19 protein-coding genes are annotated in these 17975 nt (G+C 63.3%); 13 read left to right on the plus strand and 6 right to left on the minus strand.

Annotation, left to right across the window (positions count from 1 at the left end; all coding sequences use genetic code 11):
- The first annotated feature begins 170 nt into the window (after positions 1 to 170).
- On the plus strand, positions 171 to 722 hold the full coding sequence (locus ABE454_RS05605; RefSeq protein WP_346529852.1) for a hypothetical protein: 552 nt from the start codon (positions 171 to 173) through the stop codon (positions 720 to 722).
- Positions 723 to 788: 66 nt separating this feature from the next.
- On the opposite strand, the gene ABE454_RS05610 is transcribed toward ABE454_RS05605, so the two are convergent.
- Positions 789 to 3809, minus strand: a complete 3021-nt coding sequence (locus ABE454_RS05610) for a TonB-dependent receptor domain-containing protein (protein WP_346529853.1) — start codon at positions 3807 to 3809, stop codon at positions 789 to 791.
- A gap of 270 nt (positions 3810 to 4079) precedes the next feature.
- Between ABE454_RS05610 and ABE454_RS05615 the strand changes: the two genes are divergently transcribed.
- Together ABE454_RS05615 and ABE454_RS05620 are read left to right on the plus strand one after the other, a co-directional pair.
- Complete coding sequence (locus tag ABE454_RS05615) at positions 4080 to 4616, plus strand: hypothetical protein (protein ID WP_346529855.1); 537 nt, start codon at positions 4080 to 4082, stop codon at positions 4614 to 4616.
- 92 nt (positions 4617 to 4708) lie between these two features.
- Positions 4709 to 5620: an MBL fold metallo-hydrolase gene (locus ABE454_RS05620; RefSeq protein WP_346529856.1), complete on the plus strand. Its 912-nt coding sequence runs from the start codon at positions 4709 to 4711 to the stop codon at positions 5618 to 5620.
- Between the two features lie 11 nt (positions 5621 to 5631).
- Here ABE454_RS05620 and ABE454_RS05625 read toward each other — a convergent pair whose 3' ends face one another.
- Both ABE454_RS05625 and ABE454_RS05630 read right to left on the minus strand, forming a co-directional pair.
- On the minus strand, positions 5632 to 6312 hold the full coding sequence (locus ABE454_RS05625) for a DUF1499 domain-containing protein (RefSeq protein ID WP_346529858.1): 681 nt from the start codon (positions 6310 to 6312) through the stop codon (positions 5632 to 5634).
- A gap of 18 nt (positions 6313 to 6330) precedes the next feature.
- Complete coding sequence (locus tag ABE454_RS05630) at positions 6331 to 7962, minus strand: long-chain-fatty-acid--CoA ligase (RefSeq protein ID WP_346529860.1); 1632 nt, start codon at positions 7960 to 7962, stop codon at positions 6331 to 6333.
- A gap of 175 nt (positions 7963 to 8137) precedes the next feature.
- Between ABE454_RS05630 and udk the strand changes: the two genes are divergently transcribed.
- Positions 8138 to 8782, plus strand: coding sequence for a uridine kinase (udk, locus tag ABE454_RS05635; RefSeq protein ID WP_346529861.1), 645 nt, complete (start codon positions 8138 to 8140; stop codon positions 8780 to 8782).
- An 18-nt stretch (positions 8783 to 8800) separates the two neighbouring features.
- Here the strand turns inward: udk and pdxH are convergent, their stop codons facing one another.
- Complete coding sequence (gene pdxH / locus ABE454_RS05640) at positions 8801 to 9469, minus strand: pyridoxamine 5'-phosphate oxidase (protein ID WP_346529862.1); 669 nt, start codon at positions 9467 to 9469, stop codon at positions 8801 to 8803.
- A 123-nt stretch (positions 9470 to 9592) separates the two neighbouring features.
- Between pdxH and ABE454_RS05645 the strand changes: the two genes are divergently transcribed.
- The 5 genes from ABE454_RS05645 (at position 9593) to ABE454_RS05665 (ending at position 13181) form a co-directional block, all read left to right on the plus strand.
- Positions 9593 to 10327, plus strand: coding sequence for a J domain-containing protein (locus tag ABE454_RS05645; RefSeq protein ID WP_346529863.1), 735 nt, complete (start codon positions 9593 to 9595; stop codon positions 10325 to 10327).
- Positions 10328 to 10338: 11 nt separating this feature from the next.
- Positions 10339 to 11421, plus strand: a complete 1083-nt coding sequence (gene aroC, locus ABE454_RS05650) for a chorismate synthase (protein WP_346529864.1) — start codon at positions 10339 to 10341, stop codon at positions 11419 to 11421.
- A gap of 95 nt (positions 11422 to 11516) precedes the next feature.
- On the plus strand, positions 11517 to 12212 hold the full coding sequence (locus tag ABE454_RS05655; protein ID WP_346529867.1) for a pirin family protein: 696 nt from the start codon (positions 11517 to 11519) through the stop codon (positions 12210 to 12212).
- Between the two features lie 80 nt (positions 12213 to 12292).
- Complete coding sequence (locus ABE454_RS05660) at positions 12293 to 12556, plus strand: hypothetical protein (protein ID WP_346529870.1); 264 nt, start codon at positions 12293 to 12295, stop codon at positions 12554 to 12556.
- 220 nt (positions 12557 to 12776) lie between these two features.
- On the plus strand, positions 12777 to 13181 hold the full coding sequence (locus ABE454_RS05665; protein WP_346529872.1) for a GNAT family N-acetyltransferase: 405 nt from the start codon (positions 12777 to 12779) through the stop codon (positions 13179 to 13181).
- A 36-nt stretch (positions 13182 to 13217) separates the two neighbouring features.
- Here the strand turns inward: ABE454_RS05665 and queE are convergent, their stop codons facing one another.
- Both queE and queC read right to left on the minus strand, forming a co-directional pair.
- Entirely contained in the window at positions 13218 to 13853 is a 636-nt protein-coding gene (gene queE, locus ABE454_RS05670; RefSeq protein ID WP_346529874.1) for a 7-carboxy-7-deazaguanine synthase, read from the minus strand.
- Positions 13850 to 14569, minus strand: coding sequence for a 7-cyano-7-deazaguanine synthase QueC (queC, locus tag ABE454_RS05675; RefSeq protein WP_346529875.1), 720 nt, complete (start codon positions 14567 to 14569; stop codon positions 13850 to 13852). Before queC ends, queE begins: the two co-directional genes overlap by 4 nt.
- A 208-nt stretch (positions 14570 to 14777) precedes the next feature.
- Here queC and ABE454_RS05680 point away from each other — a divergent pair, with 208 nt between their 5' ends.
- From ABE454_RS05680 to ABE454_RS05695, 4 genes are all read left to right on the plus strand, one after another.
- Complete coding sequence (locus tag ABE454_RS05680) at positions 14778 to 16367, plus strand: response regulator (protein WP_346529877.1); 1590 nt, start codon at positions 14778 to 14780, stop codon at positions 16365 to 16367.
- Between the two features lie 170 nt (positions 16368 to 16537).
- Positions 16538 to 17023: a PaaI family thioesterase gene (locus tag ABE454_RS05685; RefSeq protein ID WP_346529878.1), complete on the plus strand. Its 486-nt coding sequence runs from the start codon at positions 16538 to 16540 to the stop codon at positions 17021 to 17023.
- Entirely contained in the window at positions 17020 to 17421 is a 402-nt protein-coding gene (locus ABE454_RS05690; RefSeq protein WP_346529879.1) for a PaaI family thioesterase, read from the plus strand. Before ABE454_RS05685 ends, ABE454_RS05690 begins: the two co-directional genes overlap by 4 nt.
- 115 nt (positions 17422 to 17536) lie before the next feature.
- A complete protein-coding gene (locus tag ABE454_RS05695) occupies positions 17537 to 17884 on the plus strand; it encodes a hypothetical protein (protein WP_346529882.1) in 348 nt (115 codons plus the stop codon).
- The last annotated feature ends 91 nt before the right edge of the window (positions 17885 to 17975 follow it).

The raw sequence follows: 17975 nt of genomic DNA on the forward strand, positions 1-17975 counted from the left end.
GACTCCGAAATATCGATTCCTGAGCCTGACTGTTCATGCCAATATCTTGGAAAGTAAGTTTCTTCATCGACGTTTACAGCGCTAGCTACATTTTGGACATGATATGTCTCAAAATCGCCACATACATGCTCCAAAGCCTCTAAAAAGACATTCTTTCGCTCCGATAAATCTTGCAGGAAAAGACCCCCAAAACCATGCTTGATATAAATTTTATGTCCAAAATTCCTTCAATCGCCGCATACTTGCTGCTGCTATCCGCCCCAAGCGGAACTGCATGGGCACAAAATAGTGCGACGCCGTTTGATCGCCTTACTGAATGTCAAGCGATCTCAAACGCCGAAGAGAGACTTGCATGTTATGATGACCGGATGACTGTGGTGCGCGCTGCTACGGCAGCCGGTGACGTGATTATTGCTGAGCGCGCCGCGGTAGATGCTGCGAAACGAGCTATGTTCGGCTTCACTACTCCAAGCCTTCCTTCGGTGTTCGGCGGAGATGATATAGAAAGCCTTGAAACAACTCTCGAACGCGCCACGTTAACACCTAACGGCGCCTGGATCTTTTATTTAGCTGACGGGTCGATCTGGCGGCAGATCGACAATACTCGCGTCCCCTCCCCTCACACACGCCACGGGGAGGAAGTTCGTGTCAGAAAGGCTGCACTCGGTAGCTACTTCTTGAATCTCGGCTCAAGCCGAGCCGTGCGCGTCCGCCGGGAATAGAGCCCCTGCAGATATAAAAAGGGCGGCAAGTTATTAAAACTCGCCGCCCCCACTTATTTGAAACAATCAGAAATTGGCTGTGACGCCAAAGAAGAAATAACGCCCCATTGCATCGTAGAGCTGCGGGTAAGTATTATTGTTACCCGTCGTGCCAACGTTCATAGACAGCGGCGGATCGCTGTCAAAGACGTTATTAACGCCCGCGCGCACCGAGACATTGTCACGGACCTGCCAAGTGCCGGCCAGATCGAAATAGTTCTGGGAATCCAGAGTCCGATCCAAAATACCAGCGGCTTCATTGTTCAGGCTGCCGTCCGAGCCCAGAACAGCAAGCTCGGCCTTGCCGTAATAGCGCCAGGTGCCGTTGATGTTCAGGCCGTCGATGGGCGTCTGCCAATCCACGCGGAAACGGTGGCGCCATTCAGGGTTCGGCACACCGCACTGGTTGGCGTAGAAGCCTGCACAATCATACTTGGAGTTGCTCAGGCCCAGGCCAGTGTCGGTCTCCAGAGAGTTGAGCCAGGTGCCGATCAGGGCAAAGCCCAGGCGACCCGCCTTCTCCCAACCGAAATCGGCCAAGTCCACGCTATAGTTGGCCGCCACGTCCAGCCCCGACGTCTTCAGACCACCGATGTTGGTGTTCAGATCCACGACGTTGCCGGTACCAACCCAGAGTTGACCGTTGGCATTGCGCTTGATGTTATTACAAGCATCCGCAAAACCCGCTGTATAGCAAGCATTCAGCGAATTTTGTTCACCAATCGACGAGATAAGATTGTCGATCTTGATATCAAAGTAGTCCAGCGTCAGGTTGAAGCCTAGGATGAATTCCGGCGTAAAGACAACGCCGAACGTCAAGGTATCAGACGATTCCGGCGTCAGGGACGTCTCCCCCCCCTGCAGGACGTTATACTGACCGGACGGACTGGAGATACCCATGCTGTCTGCTTGGTTAGCCGTGACCTGCCACGGGTTGGTCCCAATACAAGCCGCATCACCCATATAGCTGGCCACCTTGCGATCGCAGGGATCGGCCTTCATGTCGAACAGATTGAAGCCCTGCGAGGTGAACAATTCGATCACATTCGGCGCACGAACGGCGCGCTGAGCGCTGGCGCGAAAGCGAACCGACGGAACAGGCGCCCAATCTCCGCCAACCTTCCACGAGTCCGTGCCGCCGCCTAGGTCATATTCTGAGTGGCGATAGGCCAGATCAAGCGACAGCTGATCGGCGAAGGCCACGCCTTCCGCGATCGGCACCTGGGCTTCCAGGAAGACGTCATAGACCTGGTTAGCGCCGTTCAAGCCCAGAGTCGGACCGCCCTGCCCTGCGCCGTCGCCGGATGTAAATGACACATCAGGCGTCAGATCCAGCGAGTCACGACGATATTCAGCGCCGAACGCCGCTTGAACGCCACGCTCCGCCCATGGGGTCTTGAGGCCATAGGAGCCCAGATCGACGGTCAGAGAGCCCGTCACCACCTGCTGAGTCGTCCAACCGGTCGCCAGCAGAGGCACCTGCAGATAGTCCAAAGCCTCCTTTGTCACCCCGTTCGAGCGGAAGATGTTGTACGGAACACAGTCCGCATCAATACCTGCCAGAACCGCCGAACAGACCGCCTTGCCCGTCACAGGATCCGTAACCACGTCAAGCGCACGAGCTAGGCGGGTGTTCGAGAATTCGTTACGATAAATCTGGGTATACTGCGAACGGGAGTACTGGACCGCCAGATCATAACTCCAAGCATCGTTCAGATCGCCGCGCGCGCCCAGAACACCGCGATAGGCCTGATAGCGCAAGTCAGACTGACGCCCGCCGCCCTCGACGTTACGCCGACCAATGTACATATCCACCTGCTGGCCCGGCGCGCACGAAACAGCGGCCTTCTGCTGAGCGCTCAGCAGCGGGTTGTCACAGTTGATCATCGATGTGCCATCAGTCGTACGGAAACCGTTGGCGAACTCACCGAAGAAGTTACCCGACGGCGCAATCTGCGCAATTGTCGAGTAGTCGCTGAACATCAGCTGGGCATAAAGTTCTATCTTGTCGGTCACATCATAATGGCCGAAGGCGCCCAAAGTATAACGCTCGTCAGGTCTCTGGAAGTAGTTTACAGGGCCGAAATTATAGGCATGTAAATCTCCATCATACGGGATGAAATTTCCAGAGGAGTCAACAGTGTATTCGTACTTATCAAAATCAGTGAACAATCCCGGGAATGACGTACCAGACCCACCGCATGTGAAGTTATTTCCATCCTGCTTGGCGCCCAAGGAACATGAAGAATAGTCATAATCGCGCCCAAGAACCTTATTGTTCTTGCGGTAGCCGGCATACAGCGTGATATTGCCACGATCATCCGGGGCATTGATGCCCATAAGGATGTTCACTTCACGACTGAAACCTGTGTAGACGTTGTCATCCGGCAGTTGGAACTGCGACGGGTTCGTCGCGGCGCGGCCCGCGATAACGTTGCGCAGGTTGCCTACGCCGTCATAGTTATTGTTGTGCTGATTGAAGCCGTACTGGGCGTCGATCTCGATACCCTGAAAATTGCGGCGCATGATGAAGTTCACCACGCCGGCGACGGCATCCGAACCATAAACGGCCGAGGCGCCGCCGGTCAGGACTTCGACACGCTCAACCATCTGGCCCGGGATCTGATTCAGGTCAGCCGCATCATCCTGGGGCGAACCATAACCCATACGCTTGCCGTCGATCAGGACAAGTGTGCGCGACGACCCGAGGTTGCGCAGCGACACCGTCGCCGTGCCCGAGGCGCCGTTGGCGACCGTCGAGTTCTGCGCGGCGAAGGCCTGCGGCAGTTGTGACACCAGGTCTTCAACCCGGGTCACGCCCTGAATGTTGATATCCTCGCCCGTCACCTGGGTAACGGGACTGGTGGTGGTCAGGTTCGGCTGACGCAGACGCGAACCGGTGACGACAATGTCGCTGACTTGGCTGGGCTGATCTGCTTCCTGCCCGGAAACTGACCGGGCCATCGCAGGCGCGGCAAAACCGACCAACGCCACTCCCGCGATCATCGTCGACGCCAAAAGGCGCTCACGGTTGATCTGAAATTTCAATGATAGTCCTCCTGATTTGCGGAACACCCAATGAAGTTCCCCCCTCCGGGCCGCATCCGCACATAATTTCGACTCATCAAAAATTGATGGCCGACAACCACCCAGAAGACTACTCACGTTATATCAGGCCGAGCCACCACAAATACACATATGATAAATTAGGGACACCAAAACGTCGCAATTTCGCCACTACAAATCTTGCAAAACGCACAATAAATCGATCAAAAGGCGAACAAAATCCTGGACAACGAAATTCAAAAGAACAACGAAATGAAGAAAATTATTCCACTCGTCATCACGATTTCCATTGCCCTGCCTTCGGCATCAGCGACGGCTGCGCAAAGTTTAGTCACTGGGCGCTCGCCCTTGCTAACCGCGATTTCGCATTGCCGCTCAGTGCCCGATGATGCCGCGCGCCTTGCTTGTTTTGATAGGGCGTCAGAGGCCCTGGATGTCGCTGAGCGTCAGGGCGACCTTGCCGTCATGGAACGACAACAGATTCACGAAACTCGCCGCCAACTGTTTGGCTTCAATGCGCCCGCCCTACCCTCTTTTTTCACTAGCGGTGGCGATGGTTCTGACGATGAAGTCTCCGCAATTGAAACCACGCTGGTAAGCGCCGGCCAGGACCATGAAGGCAAATGGACCTTCCGATTGGCGGATGGCAGCGAGTGGCGTCAGATCGATTCAGCGCCGGTACGCTTCCAGAACCGGCAGGGAATTGAAGCTCGTGTGCGACGCGCAGCCTTGGGCAGCTATCTCCTGACGGTAGCCAAAAGCCGCGCTGTGCGCGTCAAGCGGCAATAGACAGCCGTAAAGAAGCAAACCAAAAGGCTATGATCCTGCCTAGCGTCCGACATTAACGGGCGTTTGCGTGATTCAGTGCGCAAGGAGCGATCATGATCCCCTACGTTCGACAGTTCGATTTCGTCTATGGACGACGGGACCAGGTTTCTCCCCTGATCCAGAGGGTGATCGCTGACAATCCGGGACCGTTCACCTTCACCGGCACCGGCACCTACATCGTCGGGGGTCAGGAAGCGGGCGCGAACGTGGCGGTGATCGATCCCGGGCCGGATGATGAGGCCCATCTGGCGGCGCTGCTCGAAGCGCTTGATGGTCGATCCGTGAGCCATATTCTGGTGACGCACACTCACAGGGATCACGCCCCCCTCTCCCGCCCCTTGGCGAAGGCTGTGGGCGGGGCGCCGATCCTGGCCATGAGGCCGCCGGAACGGACAATCCACGCCTCAGGCGCGCTGGACGAAGATGAGGATGCCGATTTCCACCCTGATGTCGTCCTGACCAGCGGCGAAACCATCGAGGGCGACGGCTGGACAATCGAGGCGATGGCCACGCCGGGACATGCCTCCAATCACATGGCCTTTGTGCTGAAGGACGAGAACGCCCTGTTCAGCGGGGACCACATCATGGGCTGGTCGACGACTGTGGTGGCGCCGCCCGATGGCGACATGGCCGACTATATGGCCAGTCTGGATGCGGTGATCGCGCGCGGCTTTTCCACGATCTGGCCCACACATGGCCCGCCCGTCACGGAGGTCGCCTCTTTCCTGAAGGCCTATCGCGCCCATCGCCTGGAGCGGGAGGCCCAGATCGTGGCGCGACTGGCGGCAGGCGATGAACAGATCAGCGACCTGGTTCCCGTTCTATATGCCGCCGTCGATCAGCGACTGTGGCCCGCCGCCAGCCTGTCGGTGCTGGCCCACCTGATCAAGCTGCAGAAGGACGGCCGGGTCGAAGCGTCGCCGCAGGCGGATATGGCCGCCCGATGGCGGCTGACCAACGGCTGAGACTGAGGCGTTTAAGGCGTCAGTTCGGCGACGACCGCCTTGGCAAGGCGGCAGGCTTCGTCCCCGACCGGCAGGCCGTCGCGTCCGGCGACGCGGACGTCCGTGCGGCCGGGACGGATGCGGATGCTGACATCGTGCTTCAGCCCGAACCAGAAGCCTTCCTTCATGCCATCGACGCGGAAGGGCGCCGTGCCGACGACGGTGAACCCCGCCTTTTCCAGAGCCCAGGCCGCCGTTTCGGGCGCAACCTGACTGGACACGGCGTCCAGGCCTTCACACGCTACCGGCGTGCTTTCAGCCACGCCCGCCAGACGTCGCTCAGCCGCCAGCATCCGGGCGAAGGGCGGCGGCTCTGTCGTGTCGGTGGCGACATCGCGCGGCGCGTCGGTCAAGCGGCGCTCCTGCACCAGATAACCGCCGATCGTCACGCCCGCGAACAGCAGGGCTGCGCCCGCGATCGCCAGCAGTCGCCGGTCGCGCAGGGCCAGCAGACAGGCCAGCAGGGCCGCCGCCAGCCCGATCCAGGCCAGCACCCGCCCTGCCTTCATGGCCAGAACGCCCATGCCGAAGTCCACGCCCCACAGCCCCAGCCGCGTCCCGAACACCGCAACAAACAGCAGTCCGGGCGCCAGCAGCGCTGTGATCAGCAGCAGCACGGCCAGAGACTGGCCTCTGGGGCGTGAGGTCGGCATGGCCGTCTTTCCGTCGAATCACCCGGCCGTCGGCAGCCGGTAGTCTTTCATTCGCTCGCGAAGGATCTTCTTGTCGATCTTTCCGGTGGCGCCCAGCGGGATATCGTCGACGAAGACGACGTCATCCGGCATCCACCATTTGGCGATCTTGCCCTGCAGGAAGTCCAGATGCTCCTGCTTGTCCTCGGCTTCGCCGTCCTTGAGCTTGATCAGCAGCACCGGGCGTTCATCCCATTTCGGGTGCGCCGCGCCGATGACGGCGGCCATGGCGACCTTCGAATGGCCGACAGCGATGTTCTCGATGTCGATGGAGCTGATCCATTCGCCTCCGGACTTGATGACATCCTTGGCGCGGTCGGTGATCTGCATGAACCCCTGGGTGTCGACGCTGGCGATGTCGCCGGTATCGAAGAAGCCTTCATGATCCAGGATGTCGCCGCCATCCCCTCTGAAGTAGGCGCCGGCGATGGCCGGGCCCTTGACCATGACGCGACCGTAGGTCTTGCCGTCGTGGGGCATGTCCTGACCGGCGTAGTTCTTGATCTTCAGCTCGACGCCCAGCGGCGGCGTGCCCTGCTTCAGACGCCATGCCATCTGTTCGTCATAGGGCAGAGCCTTCAGCTCAGGCGTCAGATTGGAGACGGTGCCGATCGGCGAGGTTTCTGTCATGCCCCAGGCATGGACCACCTCAACCCCGAACTTGTCGCGATAGCCGCGGATCAGGGCCTCGGGACAGGCCGCGCCGCCGATCAGCACCTTGCGCAGGGTCGAGAACTTCAGATTGTTCTCGACCATGTGGGAATACAGCCCCTGCCACACCGTCGGCACGGCGGCCGAGAAGGTGACGCCTTCGGTCTCGATCAACTCATAGATCGACGCGCCGTCCATCTTGGAGCCCGGCATGACCAGCTTGGTCCCGGCGGCCGGACCGCCGAAGGCCAGACCCCAGGCGTTGGCGTGGAACATGGGAACGACCGGCAGGATCACTTCGCTGGGCGTGGCGCCCATGACGGTCGACTGCAGGCCCATCAGCGTGTGCAGGAAGTTCGAGCGGTGCGAATACAGCACCCCCTTCGGATTGCCCGTCGTACCCGAGGTGTAGCACAGACCGCAGGCCGTCTGTTCGTCGAATCCGCCCCAGGTCACGTCGTTGGACGACTGCTCCAGCACCGTCTCATAGGCCTCGCCCTTGGGCAGTTTGGCCTGTGGCATATGGGCGGCGTCGGTCAGGACGATGACCCGCTCGACCGTCGGACAGTGCGGCAGGATGGCTTCCAGCAGCGGCACGAAGGTCAGATCGGTGAAGATGATCCGGTCTTCGGCGTGGTTGATGATGTAGGCCAGTTGTTCCGGGAACAGGCGCGGGTTCAGGGTGTGGCACACCGCGCCGATGCCCATGATGCCGTACCACGTCTCCATGTGGTTGCCGGTGTTCCAGGCCAGGGTGGCGACACGGTCGCCCGGCTTTACGCCCCAGGCCAGCAGGGCCGACGACACGCGGCGCGCACGATCATGAATCTGCGCATAGGTGGTGCGCACGATCGGTCCCTCGACCGACCGGGTGACGACCTCGCGCTGCCCGTGCCAGTTCTTCGCGTGGTCGAGGATCTTGTCGACCGTCAACGACCAGTCCTGCATCATACCCAGCATTCGGCATCTTCCCTCGTCTATGCGCCTGATTTGAAAGCGGCGCTTGATCTGCACGCTAAGACAACGGAACGGGGCGACGCAACGTGCCGCAAGGGAAGCCTGGGCGCGACAGATCGCCGTTCCGACGGCATGATCGGGGCTTGCATCCCCGCCCTGCCCGGTGAAAGAGCCGCCCATGACAATTCTGATCGCCATCACCGGCGGCTCGGGTTCGGGCAAGAGCACCCTGGCCGAAGCCCTGATTTCATCGCTGCCGCGCGGGGTCGCCGCCCTTCTGCGCGAAGATTCCTATTATCAGGACACGGTCGATCTGCCGGATTTCGACGCCGCGACACATGATTTCGACGATGTCGCCGCGCGCGATCACGATCTGCTGATCACACATCTGTCAGAACTGAAGGCGGGGCGCAGCGTCACCGCTCCGCTCTATTCCTTCGTCACCCACAGCCGTGAACCGGGCGGCGAATCCGTGCCCGCCGCAGAGGTGGTGGTGGTCGAGGGCACGCATCTGTTGTGCACCCCCGCCCTGGCCGAACTGTTCGACATCCGCGTCTTCGTCGACACCCCGGCGGACATCCGCTTCATCCGCCGCCTGCTGCGCGATCAGCTGGAGCGCGGCCGCACGGCCGAATCCGTCATCCAGCAATATCTGGCCACCGTCCGGCCCGGCCATGAACGCCTGACCGAGCCGTCGCGCGTCCATGCCGACTTCATCGTCGCCGACGCCACAGCCGCCGTGCGTCTGGACGATCCGCAGGCCGTGGTCAGACTGGCGGCGCCTGTGCTGGCGCACCCGCTGCTGAAGCGCTGGATGGACTGAGGGTTCAGACCTGAGACGTCAGGGCCAGAGTCGGCCCCGGCTCCAGTCCGCCTCGCCCAGCGCGCGATCAAAACGCAGCCGGTCATGCAGGCGGAACGGACGGTCGCGCCAGAACTCGATCTGGACCGGATTGACCCGCCAGCCGGTCCAGCGCTCGGGACGCGGCACGTCCTGACCGTCGAAATGCGCCGTCTGTTCGGCCACGCGCGCCTCCAGCGTCTGCCGATCGGCCAGAGGGCGCGACTGGTCCGACACCCAGGCGCCAATGCGGCTTTCACGCGCCCGGCTGGCGAAATATGCATCCGCCTCCTCGACGCTGACCGGCTGGATCGGGCCGCGCACCCGCACCTGACGGCGCAGGCTCTTCCAGTGAAACAGCAGGGCGACCGAAGGACAGGCCTGAAGCTGCTCGCCCTTGGCGCTTTCGCGGTTGGAGTAGAAGGTGAAGCCGCGCGCATCAACGTCCTTCAACAGCACCATGCGGACGTCCGGGTTTCCTTGCGCGTCCACGGTCGCCAGCGCCATGGCGTTGGGGTCGTTCGGCTCAGTCCCCCGCGCGACGTCCAGCCATTCGGTGAACAGGGCGATAGGGTCGGCCCGGTCGAAGATGCTCTCGTCGGCGTTGGCCTCCAGTTGGGCGGCGTAGTCTTCGCGAGAAGGGCTGGGCGGGATCACGGACTGGGTCATACGCCTTTATAGGCCCGCTTGCGCCGCGCGTCACAGGTCGCAATCGCCCAAGGGCGCACACAGGCCCCTTCGCATCCGACAGGGTTAACTCCGCCTTGACCATATCGACGTCACAGTCGAGCCATGCGCGTGGACAGCCTTTCCATTGAGGACGCCCGTCACCTGCTCGGCCTGAACGGTCCGGCGGGATCGCAGGCGCTGGCCGTCGCCTTCCGTGCGGCGGTGAAGGCCGCCCGACCTGACCATCCCGGCGGCGACGCCGAGCGTTTCCGCCGCACCATTGCGGCTTACCGCCTGTTGCAGGCCCAGGTGCGCGCCCTGCCCGCCCCCCAGCATCACGCAGCCGCCCCGGCGCCGGTTCAGGCCGCGCCATTCGCCTCTGGTCCCCCGCCGCTGGTGGTGCTGACGCCGATGCAGGCCCTGACCGGCGGCAGCGTCATGGTCGAGGCCTGGGGGCGGCGCCTGCTGATCCACGTCCCGCCCGGCGTGCGCACGGCCGACCGCATCCGGCTGAAAGGCTGCCCCGCCCTACTGCGCGTTCTGATCCGGCCCGCCGACGGCCTGTCAGTGCTGGGGGCGGACATGTTCATGGACTGGCCCATCGCGCCGCGCATGATGCGCGACGGCGGCCGGATCGAGATCGACACCCACGCCGGGCCGCAATCCGCATGGCTGGTGCCGGACATGATGGAGCCGGTGCGGCTGTGCCTGCGTGGACTGGGCCTGCCCGCGCGCGGAAGGCGCAAGGCAGGCGACCTTTTCGTACGTCTGATCGCCTCTGACGACCTGCCTTCCGCAGCCGAAGACATGCTGCTTCGTTTCACTCGGGTCTGGACGCCGCAGCGCATGGCGGCTTAAGCCTCGCCGTCATGTCGCATAACACCTTCGGCCACCTGTTCCGCATCACCACCTGGGGCGAAAGCCACGGCCCGGCCATCGGCTGCGTCGTCGACGGCTGCCCGCCGCTGATCCCCCTGACCGAAGCCGATATCCAGCCGTGGCTGGATCAGCGCAAGCCCGGCGGCAGCCGCTTCGTCACCCAGCGACAGGAGGCCGATCAGGTCCGCATCCTGTCCGGCGTCTATGATGACGGAAACGGCCCCGTCACGACCGGCACGCCGATCAGCCTGATGATCGAGAACACCGATCAGCGGTCCAAGGACTATGGCGAGATCGCCCGCGCCTTCCGCCCCGGCCACGCCGACTTCGCCTATCAGGCCAAATACGGCGTGCGCGACCATCGCGGCGGCGGACGGTCCTCCGCCCGCGAAACGGCCAGTCGCGTCGCGGCGGGCGCCGTTGCCCGCAAGGTGCTGGGCGAACAGATCCGCATCCGCGCGGGCGTCGTCCAGCTGGGCCCGCACCGCATCGCCGACGAGGCCATCGACTTCGACGCCGTCCACGACAACGCCCTGTTCGCCGCCTCGGCCGAGGTCGTGCCTGCGTGGGAGCAGTATCTGGACGGCGTGCGCAAGGCGGGCTCGTCCATCGGCGCCGTGGTGGCGCTGGAAGTCACAGGCGTCCCCGCTGGATGGGGCGCGCCCCTCTACGCCAAGCTGGACGCCGAACTGGCGGCGAGCCTCATGTCCGTCAACGCCGTCAAGGGCGTCGAGATCGGCGCAGGCTTCGGCGCCGCCGAACTGTCGGGCGAGGACAACGCAGACGAAATGCGTCTCGAGGACGGCCTGCCGGTCTTCCTGTCGAACAAGGCGGGCGGCGTTCTGGGCGGCATCTCCACCGGACAGCCGCTGACGGCGCGGGTGGCGTTCAAGCCGACCTCCTCCATCCTGACCCTGCGTCAGACCATCAACCGCGACGGCGATGAAGTCGACCTGCGCACCAAGGGCCGCCACGACCCCTGCGTCGCCCTTCGCGGCGTTCCGGTGGTCGAGGCCATGGCCGCCATTGTCCTGGCCGACGCCATGATGCGGCACCGCGCGCAGGTGGGATAAGGCGGCGCTCAGGCGCCCCTTTTCGCAACACTCATAGTTACCTATATGGTTTCTCAACGGCGCAGTGCAGGCTGCGCACAACGGGAGACCGCACAATGATCGACGTCAGACCCTTCAACACCCTCGGCGGCGCCAACCACGGCTGGCTGAACGCCAAACACCACTTCTCATTCGCCAACTACTATGATCCCAAGCGCATGGGCTGGGGCCGCCTGCGCGTGTGGAACGACGATGAGATCGCCGCCCAGTCCGGCTTTCCGCCGCACCCGCACGCGGACATGGAGATCATCACCTACGTCCGCACCGGGGCCATCACCCACCAGGACTCCATGGGCAACACGGGCCGGACAGAGGCGGGCGACGTTCAGGTGATGAGCGCAGGCACAGGCGTGCGTCACTCCGAATACAATCTGGAGAATGAGCTCACGACCATCTTCCAGATCTGGATCGAGACCGACCGGCCGGGCTCCCCGCCGACCTGGGGCCAGCGCGCCTTTCCCAAGAGCGACCGTTCGGGCCGATTCACCGTCGTCGCCTCGGGCGATCCAGCAGATGAAGCCCTGCCGATCAACGCCGACGCCCGCGTTCTGGCGGCTACGCTGAAGGCGGGCGAAAGCCTGACCTATGATCTGGCGGCCGGGCGCCGTGCCTATCTGGTGCCGGCCGCCGGTCAGGTCGACATCAACGGCACGACGCTGAACGCCCGCGACGGCGCAGGCGTCATGGACGAGCCGACAATCACCATCACGGCCAGACAGGACGCCGAGCTCGTGATGGTCGACAGTCTGTAAATCTGCTGCAGGGGCGTTCTTTCGGGCGCCCCTGTTTTTTGTGCGCTGACAGGATGATCGGGCGCGGGCAGACTGCCGACATGATCCAGCGCCTCCCTGCCCTTATCCTTTGCCTGACCGGCGCCCTGATGCTTCAGGGCTGCGTCGCGGGCGCCGTGGTCGGTGCAGGGGCCGCCGTGGTCGGCGGAGCGGCCAAGGTGACGGGCGCCGCCGTCGGCGCCGGTTTCGACGCCGTCACCACCTCAGACGAAGAAGCCCAAGCGAAACGCGAACGCGAACAACGCGATTACGAGCGTGAACAGCGCCGCTGCGAACAGAGGCAGCGTCAGGGCAAGGCCTGCTAGGCCGCCGTCATCCTGACGCGCCCATATTGCCGCGCATACGGGCGACTGCTAACGCCTTGCTCTTCCAGAAGGAGCCTTATGCGCAGAGCCTGAATCCCATCCCGTCGGCCGGGATCACGATGCGCCCGACGGGGCGCTGCTTCTGTTTGCATACCCATTCTGTAGAAAAACCATGTCACATACAGACACGATCATTCGTGCCTATCGTCCTGAAACCGATATGAAAATCCTGTCGGACATCTGGCTTCAGGCTTCGCTTCGCGCCCACGCCTTCATCGGCGAGCAGCGGTTGCGTGAACAACAGATCCTGATTGAAACCCGATATCTGCCGGACGCCGAAACCTGGGTCGCCTGCCGCGACGGACGGGCCGTCGGCTTCATCAGCCTGATCGACGCCTTCATCGGCGCCCTGTTCATCGCTCCTGACCAGCAGGGCCATGGGATCGGTCGCGCCCTGACGACTCATGCGCTGGTGCTGAAGCGACAGCTGACGCTGGAAGTCTACACCGCCAACACCCAGGCCATGCGTTTCTACGAAGCGCTCGGCTTTCGGGAGCAGTCGCGCCGGCCGACCGATGACGAAGGCCTGCCTTTCGAAAACGCCGAAATGATGCTGACGGCTTGATCCGGCGGCAGGGCGGTTCGCCGCCCTGCCCGCCTCCTAGCGCACCCCGATGTATTTGTGCGTCTGGACGCTGAGCCGCCATTGCGGATGGGTCAGGCAGTATTCGATGGCGGCGGCGGTATTGGCGGCCTGATCGGGACCATCCATCGGCTGAAGCCAGAAACGCTCGAAATCCAGATGCTCAAAGCGGTCGGGCATGGCCAGCGGCTGGGGAAAGACCAGCTTCAGTTCCTGCCCGGACGTCTGGACCACGGGCGCGTCCGCCTTGGGGCTGATGCAGATCCAGTCGATGCCGTCCGGCGCCGTCAGGGTGCCGTTGCTCTCGATCGCCACTTCAAAGCCCCGCGCGTGCAGGGCGTCGATCAGAGCTGCGTCCAGTTGCATCAGCGGCTCGCCGCCGGTGCAGACCACCAGCTTCGGATCGCCCTCGCGGCCACGCCACATCCCGGCGACATGGTCCGCCATCAGGTCGGCCGTTCTGAACTTGCCGCCGCCATCGCCGCTCACGCCGACGAAATCCGTGTCGCAGAAGGTGCAGACGGCGCTCTCGCGATCCCGCTCCAGTCCGCTCCACAGATTGCACCCTGCGAAGCGCAGGAAGACAGCGGGTCGTCCCGCCTGCCCGCCCTCGCCCTGCACCGTCAGAAAGACTTCCTTGGCCGAATAGGTCATGCCCCGCCCGCCCAGGCGGCGTAACCCGCCGCGCGCAGTTCGCAGGCTGGGCAGGTCCCGCAGCCATAGCCCCAGACATGGCGCTGCGTGCGGTCGCCCAGATAGCAAGTGTGACTGAACTCGATGATCGCCTCGACCAGAGCCGCGCCGCCGATCCGGTCGGCCAGTTCCCACGTCTGGGCCTTGGTCAGGAACATCAGCGGCGTCTCGACCGGAACCGGCTTGTCCAGCCCCAGCGACAGGGCGCGCGCCGTCGCCTGAATGGTGTCGTTACGACAGTCGGGATAGCCGGAATAGTCCGTCTCGCACATGCCGCCGATCAGAACCTCCAGCCCTCGCCGATCCGCTAGCGCTGCCGCCGCGACCAGAAAGATCAGGTTACGGCCGGGCACAAAGGTGTTGGGCAGGCCCCGTGCATCGGCTTCAATGGCCCGCTCGGTGGTCATGGCCGTCTCGCCGATGGCGCCGAAGCCCGTCAGATCGACCACATGATCGTCGCCCAGACGGCCCGCCCACTGCGGCAGAACCCTGACCACTTCCTCGCGCACGGACTGACGGGCCTGCATTTCGACGGCATGACGCTGGCCATAGTCGAAACCGACCGTCTCCACCCGGTCGAACCGCTCCAGCGCCCAGGCCAGGCAGGTGGCGCTGTCCTGCCCGCCCGAAAAGAGAAGAAGGGCCGTTTTTTCAGAGTGTTGCAAGGTTACGCTCATGACAAACCTGCGGTCGGCCCGCAGGCCGCGCGCATTCGCAAAAAGTCCAGAGACAGAAGATGGGACGGCCGCCCCTATACGCCAGTCGGGCGCTGCGGAAAAGCAAGCCGCAGATGAAGGCTCGAATAAGCATTTTCCCGGACTGGATTTAACCCTTCGGCAAGCGTTTTTCTGAGATTGTAAAACACTATCATCAGGAGCCGGCCGCATGCCGACGATCGAAGTGCTGACCGACCGTGTCGAGCCGGTGGCCAGGACGGCCACGACCGGCGAGATTCTGGCGCGGTTCCAGCGCGAACCCGATACGCTGGTGATCCCGGTGGTCGATGGCGACCGGCCGATCGGCCTGATCGAACGCGGCGACTTCCTGCTGAAGCTGGCGGCGCCGCTAGGCCAGAGCCTGTATGGCGCCCGTGACGTCGTTCACATCATGGATCCCGAACCCGCGGTGATCGAGGCCGATGTCCGCATCGAGGCCTTCGCCTCCGTCATTCTGAAAAGCGGGCCTGGCGCCCTGATGCGCGGCTTTATCGTCACCCGCGGCGGCGCCTATCGCGGCGTCGGCACGGCGGTCGCCCTGTTGCGCGCCATCAACGCCAACCAGCAGCATGAAAACGAGCGGCTGGTCGAGCAAATGCGCAGTTCAGACGCCTCCGAACAGGCGGCGCGCAACGCCGCGCGCGACAAAAGCCGCTTCATGGGACTGCTCAACCATGAACTCAGCACCTCGATGAACGGGGTGCTGGCGGTCGCCGAACTTCTGCACCGTCAGCCGCTCAACGAGGCCGCCAAGGCCCACGCCCGGACCATCATGGATTCGGCCGAGGACATGCTGGACAATCTGCGCGATGCGCTCGATCTGGCCCGCGCCGAGGCCGGGGAACTGCAGATCGTCGCCGCGCCGACGCCCCTGCGCACCCTGATGGACGAGTTGCAGCGCCACTGGTCGCCCCGCGCGGCCCAGGGCGGCGTCACCCTGATGATCGGCTATGAAGGCGACACGGAACTGGCCGCCATGCTGGACGCCGAAAGGCTGCGCCATGTGTTCAACCACCTGATCCTCAATGCGCTGAACCACGCGCGGCAGGGCATGGTGGAGGTCAGTCTGAAGGCGCACACTCGGGGCGACCATGTCCAGATCGAAGCCCGCGTCCGCGATGACGCCGCCAGCGACCACGACCGCATCAACAGCCTGATGGACGCCTCGGCCGAGGACAGCGGTCTGGGCCTGGCCATCAGCCGCCGCCTGGTGGAATGCATGAACGGCCGCATCTGGGCCGAGAACAACACGGGCCGCGGCGCGACCTTCGCCTTTGACCTGTCGGCCCCCATCGCCCTGATCGAGCGCGAAGAGCCGACCAACGTCGCCAATCTGGACCAGCTTCACCTCCAGACCCGTCCCCATGTGCTGATCGCCGACGACAACGCCACCAACCGCGTGGTCGCCCAGGCCCTGTGCGAGATGTTCGGCTGCACCTCTGAAACCGTCGAGGACGGACAGGAAGCGGTCGAAGCCGTCCGTTCTCGTCCGTTCGATCTGATCCTGATGGACATCAAGATGCCCCGTCTGGACGGCGTCGGCGCCACCCGCGCCATCCGCGCCTTTGAAGGGGCCGTGCGCGACATTCCTATCATCGCCCTGACCGCCAACGCCGATCCGGACGACGCCAAGGCCTATCTGGCGGCCGGCATGGCCGCCGTGGTGGAAAAACCCATCAAGCCCGAACGCCTGCGCCTGGCCATGAATACGGCGCTGGAACCGTCAGGCGCTGCGGCGCAGACGCGCGGCGTGGCCTGACGCCAGCTCCCGGCGGTCCACACGGCTTCGTCAGCCCTGACCTTCCTGCGACGGCCTGACACGATGAACGGTTCAGGACGCCACTTCTCTTCACACAGCTTGTGCTCCGTGTGCTGGACAAGAGCGCCCCCGACGGGCGACCAAGGCGGGACTCAACACAGGACGCCTCAATGACGGACTCATTCCTGGACACCATCCTGCCTCAGCTCGCCTCCGGCGCGGCGCACACCCACGCCCTGGGCTTCGCCTTCGAAGACGTGAAGGGCGATCGCGTCCGCATCCGCGTTCCCTATCGCGACGATCTGGTCGGCGATCCTGAGACCGGCGTGCTGGCCGGAGGGCTGGTCACAACCCTGCTGGATCACGTCGGCGGACTGGCGGTCTGGGTGGGTCTGGGCGCCTTCAGGCCCGTGGCGACGCTGGATCTGCGGGTCGACTATATGCGCGCGGCGGCGCCGGGCCGCGACCTGCTGGCCGAGGCGCGCTGCTATCGCCTGACGCGCAACCTGGCCTTTGTGCGCGCCTGGGCGTTCGAGGACGACCCCGCCGATCCCGTCGCCGCCGCCCAGTCCGCCTATATGGTCAGCGCGGAAGGCGACCATCGCCCCGGCGCCAATCTGAAGAAAACCCGCCGCACGACGGAGACGCCCGCATGAGCGCCTCCCTGCTGGACAGCCTGCCCTACGCCCGCTTCCTGAACCTTCAGACCCAGGCGAACGGCGATGAAGTCACCGTCGTCATGCCGTTCGCCGACAAGCTGATCGGCAACCCCATGCTGCCTGCGCTGCATGGGGGGTCGACTGCGGCCCTGCTGGAAATGACGGCCATGGCCCAGGTCTCCCTGACCTATCCGCGCCTGCGTCTGCCGCGCCCCATCAACGTCACCGTGGCCTATCTGCGCTCTGGCCGTCCTGTCGACGTCTACGCCCGCGCCAGAATCAACAAGGCCGGACGAAGGGTCGCCCACGTCGTCGCCGAGGCCTGGCAGGACGCTCGCAATGAGCCGATCGCCTCCCTGACCGCCCACTTCCTGCTCGATGCCGAAGACGTCTGACAGACGGGCCGTTCTGTCACGGACAATTGTAAAAAATGTAACCCTGCCCTCTGTTCATAATGGTTAATGCGCGTTAACCATTTCCCGTCGTTCCTTTTCATACGAGGGGTAAGTTATGGACCGCAATGAAGTCATCGCTGGCGTCGCCGGCGAACTGCACGCTGCCGAGAAGGCGCTGGATGACGCCATCAATCACGCCGCCACACTGGTTCAAGCCATGATCAGCGCCCGCTCGGCCCTGTCGATCTCGGCCGTGGCCGGCGCCGCATCCCAGGCCAAGGCGATGGAGACAATCGCCGCCCTGAGCACCGCTCGTGAAGCGATGATCGGCTGCCACGCAGAGCTGGAAAAAGATCACCGTCGGCTCGGCTACGGGACCTATGCGGCTGGCCCTCTTAACAAGCCGAACGAATGGGACAGCCGCCCGATGGGCAGCCAGGAGCGCCACCTCCGCGTTGCATGAAATCGTAGTAACTTAAGGGAATAGCGCTACTTTTTTACTGCGCCCAATGTAAAGTGGCCCCCATTGTTGAAAGCAATAATGGGGGTCTTCA

Source organism: Brevundimonas diminuta, assembly GCF_039673845.1.
GTDB classification, from domain to species: Bacteria; Pseudomonadota; Alphaproteobacteria; order Caulobacterales; family Caulobacteraceae; genus Brevundimonas; species Brevundimonas diminuta_E.